This is a genomic window from Aeribacillus sp. JST-2 (assembly GCF_056032925.1).
Genome location: NZ_JBVVUU010000077.1, coordinates 1 through 4,055 on the forward strand (window position 1 = coordinate 1; position 4,055 = coordinate 4,055).

Annotated in this window: 3 protein-coding genes and 1 pseudogene; 2 read left to right on the forward strand and 2 right to left on the reverse strand. The window is 38.1% G+C overall.

The features are described 5' to 3' along the window. Positions 1-190 precede the first annotated feature (190 nt). Complete coding sequence (gene rpsD / locus AC0KTX_RS16405; protein ID WP_474253130.1) at positions 191-793, reverse strand: 30S ribosomal protein S4; 603 nt, start codon at positions 791-793, stop codon at positions 191-193. A 394-nt stretch (positions 794-1,187) separates the two neighbouring features. Between rpsD and AC0KTX_RS16410 the strand changes: the two genes are divergently transcribed. Beyond that, complete coding sequence (locus tag AC0KTX_RS16410; protein WP_474253131.1) at positions 1,188-2,996, forward strand: sensor domain-containing diguanylate cyclase; 1,809 nt, start codon at positions 1,188-1,190, stop codon at positions 2,994-2,996. 40 nt (positions 2,997-3,036) lie between these two features. Here the strand turns inward: AC0KTX_RS16410 and AC0KTX_RS16415 are convergent, their stop codons facing one another. Then, positions 3,037-3,543: a GAF domain-containing protein gene (locus AC0KTX_RS16415; RefSeq protein WP_474253132.1), complete on the reverse strand. Its 507-nt coding sequence runs from the start codon at positions 3,541-3,543 to the stop codon at positions 3,037-3,039. A 148-nt stretch (positions 3,544-3,691) separates the two neighbouring features. Here AC0KTX_RS16415 and AC0KTX_RS16420 point away from each other — a divergent pair. Beyond that, positions 3,692-3,890 (forward strand): annotated as a pseudogene (locus tag AC0KTX_RS16420) (TetR family transcriptional regulator); the annotation flags it as partial. Positions 3,891-4,055 lie beyond the last annotated feature (165 nt).

Sequence of the window (4,055 nt, forward strand, 5' to 3'; positions counted from 1 at the left end):
TAGCTTTCCACTTGATCTCCTCTGGATAATGAACTCTTGTCCCCATAAGACAAACACCTCCACAAATCGAAGTAAGTGATACATTCGATTCAGGAGGTGTTTTTTCCTTGTCCCATTTTACTGGGTCACTTCACATTGATTTATCAAGGTTTCTAGGGTTTTTGAATATGCTATTTACAAAGCATATTAATTAACGAGAGTAGAACTCAACGATGAGCGATTCGTTGATTTCCGCAGGCAGTTCAGAGCGTTCAGGCAGACGAGTGTATGTTCCTTCAAGTTTTTCCGGATCAAATGTTAAATATTCAGGAACAAAGTTGTTTAATTCAACCGCTTCTTTAATGATTTGAAGGTTGCGGGATTTTTCCCGGACAGAAATGGTTTGGCCTGGTTTTACTTGGTAAGATGGAATGTTTACACGGCTTCCATCCACTAAAATATGTCCGTGGTTGACCAATTGGCGCGCTTGACGGCGGGTGCGAGCCAAGCCAAGACGATAAACAATGTTATCTAAACGTGACTCTAAAAGGATCATGAAGTTTTCGCCGTGGATGCCAGGCATTTTTCCGGCTTTTACGAACGTGTTGCGGAATTGGCGTTCGTTCACACCATACATATGGCGCAATTTTTGTTTTTCTTGCAATTGCAAGCCGTATTCGGAAAGTTTCTTCCGTTGCCCTGGACCATGCTGCCCCGGCGCATACGGACGTTTTTCAAGCTCTTTTCCTGTTCCGCTCAAAGAAATGCCTAAACGGCGGGAAATTTTCCATGTAGGACCTGTATAACGAGACATATTGCTCCTCCTTTTGTATTTTCGATTGTAAAATACAAACAGACTGATTCTCTCAATTATGCACATTTTGTTTTCATGTATCTTCGCTCCAGCAGCAGAGAGTTACACGATACACCTCATGGATTTGAGGAACAAAATGAAGTCATAATTGTCGAATCAAAAGGCTGCTATATTTTACAAAGCAATATTATATGATTTTCAATGATTTGTGTCAAGGTGATAATAACTTTGAAGGTATGAAAAAAGTCAAACAAATAAACCTGCTATATTACCCTTTATATTCCCATATATGAGAAAAATATCCCATTTATTTGATGAAAAGATTGTTCTTCATGTTATAATAAGACTAGTGCTAAAACATTAATGAATAAGAGCAGATTGCAGGAGGTGGAACATGTCAAACTATGTAATTGAAAAATTGAAAACCGGTTTATTCCACTTTCTTTTGGACTATGAAGAGATCGTGGATTTTGATAAATTTGTTCATTCTATGCTGCGAATTTTGCAAGAAACGTTGGGAGTTGATGAAACGGTTATTTGGCAGCGTATCGGTGAAAATCTTTATACATACCGATATTCGAGCAGCCCTGGATCAGATAGCATATCAAAAGCGTTTCAGTTCAATCACGATGAGAACTTCATTGTCCACAAAGAAAACGGATCCATATGGTTATTCAAACCAAAAGGCGATTTTCAAAAAATTTTGATAGAAATTAAAGGAATGAAAGATTTTGCCGGCCAGCCTCCAGATTGGTTTGAAAAAATATATGAAACGTGCTCCGAGGTGTTTTTTTACGGAAAAAAATTGCATAAGCAGCAAATGATTAAAGAAAAATACAACCAATTGTTTTTAATGACCGATCAGCTCTATTCCATCATGAAGGAAGAAGAAGTGCTCAAGAAATTGTATTATACGATTAAATCCGTTTATCCCGAAGTCCTTTGCCGGCTTATTCTTCCGAATGAAAATCAATTGGAAAATGAAATTCCCGTTAAATCTTTGGAAGAAGAGTTAAATGCCAATGAGATGGCAATGACTGCCTTTCTGAAAGGAGAAATTTTTGGATGCAAAAAAGAAGAAGGGCACTTTTTTTATGTTCCAATAGCTGGGAGACAAGGAGTTTACGGATTGATTGAACTTGATGTAACGTTTCAAGACGGAACCATTTTGAGTGAAATGCCCATTATTGAAAAAGTGGGCAAAGCTGGGGGAAAGGCGTTAGAAAATGCAAAACTATATGAGCAATCGCAAAAGCATGTGAACGATTTGCAGTTAATTAATGAAACGACGCACGAAATCAATAAAAATTTAAGAATATCCGATACGATCCGCTATATGGTCAAACGGATGATTCACTCGTTTGCTGCAGATGAGGCTGCTTTTCTTTTGATCGATGATAATCAAAAATGGAGCATGCTCCCTGAAAGCACAGATTTTTTCCATACAAGTGAATCTGAATTGTACATCGAATGGATTGTGGAAAGCATTACGGAAAAAAAAGGTGTTTTTATTGGCGATCTTACAAATGTTTTATCCAAAAAAATCCCCTACAAATCTGTTATGGCAATTCCAATGAACAACAAGGAAAAAATTATCGGATTTGCGGTAGTCTTAGGGAAAGAACCGTATGCCTTCACGTTTGATATGTTTAAATTAATGGAGTCGCTCGTTTCTCATTCCACACTTGCCCTTATTAACTCAAAACTGCGCGAAGAATTGGAAACGCTTGTCATTACCGACCAGTTAACAAAACTGTATACGAGGACTTATCTGGATGAATCCATTCAGAAATCATTCCAAAAAGATCAAAGAGGTGTTTTTATTTTAGTAGATGTTGACAATTTTAAAACCATTAATGACACGTTTGGACATCAAAAAGGTGATGAAGTGCTTGTTCAAATTGCCAAAACGCTTAAACAAAACGTTCGGGAGGAAGACATCTGCGCCAGGTGGGGAGGGGAGGAGCTTGCCGTTTATCTCCCTGGTATGGACATTGAAAACGGCAACCGCATAGCCAACAGGCTTGTTCGAGCTGTTCAAAAATCTACAAACCCGCCGGCGACTGTTTCATGCGGAGTATCTTATTGGGATATTCAACGAGGAAAGGATTCAGCGCAAAAACTTTTTAAACGTGCAGATGATGCGCTTTATCGGGCAAAAAACAATGGCAAAAATCAAACGATTATTCAAGATATTTGTTAGAGAGGCTGTTTCTTGCACTTATTTCTCTTCGCATTTCCAATCAGAACAGCCTCTTTTTGTTTTCGAATGAAAGATGAGCCGTTATCATTTCCGTAAATTGTTCCAAATATTTCTGGTCGATTTCATCAAAACGATTTTGAACTGGACTATCAATGTCCAACACGCCAATAACTTCACCGTCTTTTAACAGCGGAACCACCAATTCCGATTGTGACCGGGCATCGCAAGCAATGTGTCCTGGAAATTTGTTTACATCAGCGACAATCAAACTTGTTTTATTTTTTGCAGCTGTACCACAAACTCCTTTCCCAATTGGAATGCGGACGCAAGCAGGAAGGCCTTGGAAAGGACCGAGGACGAGTTCTTCCCCATCTTTCAGGTAAAATCCCACCCAGTTCACATCTGTTAAAAACTGATTTAACAAGGCAGAAGCATTGGCAAGGTTCGCAATAACGTTTTTTTCGCCTTCCAAAAGCGAACCAAGTTGTTTTAAAACAAGCTGATAATTTTTTTCTTTAGTGCCATTGTATTTTTGAATGGAAAACATTATAACCCTACTTTCTTTTTTAGATGTTGAAAAGGAAAGACGAACTTTGTCGAGAAATTCCAGCAGGAAAAACATTTTGAAACATGGAAGTATATAGCAAAGCTTTTCGCTTTATTGGAAGCCTCTAGGAAAAGGAGTTGTCCTTTTAATGCGACATACAGGCGCTGCCACAAAAGAAAACATTGTCGATGCAGCCATTTTTCTTTTTAATACGAAAGGCTTTGCTGGAACATCGATTAGAGAAATCGCCGAAAAGGCAAACGCGAATATTGCTCACATTTCCTATTATTTTAAAGGAAAAAACGGCTTATTGGAATATTTGGTTTCCAAGTTTTATGAGGATTATTTGCGTGTCATCGAACAATGTTTGGAACAGTGTCTTGAATCGCCGAAAGAATGTTTGAAAAAGGTTATTAAAGACATCCTTTATTATCAACTGTAGATGAGCAAATTCACTAACATAAATTTACATCCGAACAAAAAAGGAGACATGAACCCGATTCCTTGATTAG

Bases quoted from the DNA above. Each gene is read 5' to 3' on its own strand.
- rpsD (WP_474253130.1), bottom strand. From the start codon at position 793: ATGTCTCGTTATACAGGTCCTACATGGAAAATTTCCCGCCGTTTAGGC.
- AC0KTX_RS16410 (WP_474253131.1), top strand. From the start codon at position 1,188: ATGTCAAACTATGTAATTGAAAAATTGAAAACCGGTTTATTCCACTTT.
- AC0KTX_RS16415 (WP_474253132.1), bottom strand. From the start codon at position 3,543: ATGTTTTCCATTCAAAAATACAATGGCACTAAAGAAAAAAATTATCAG.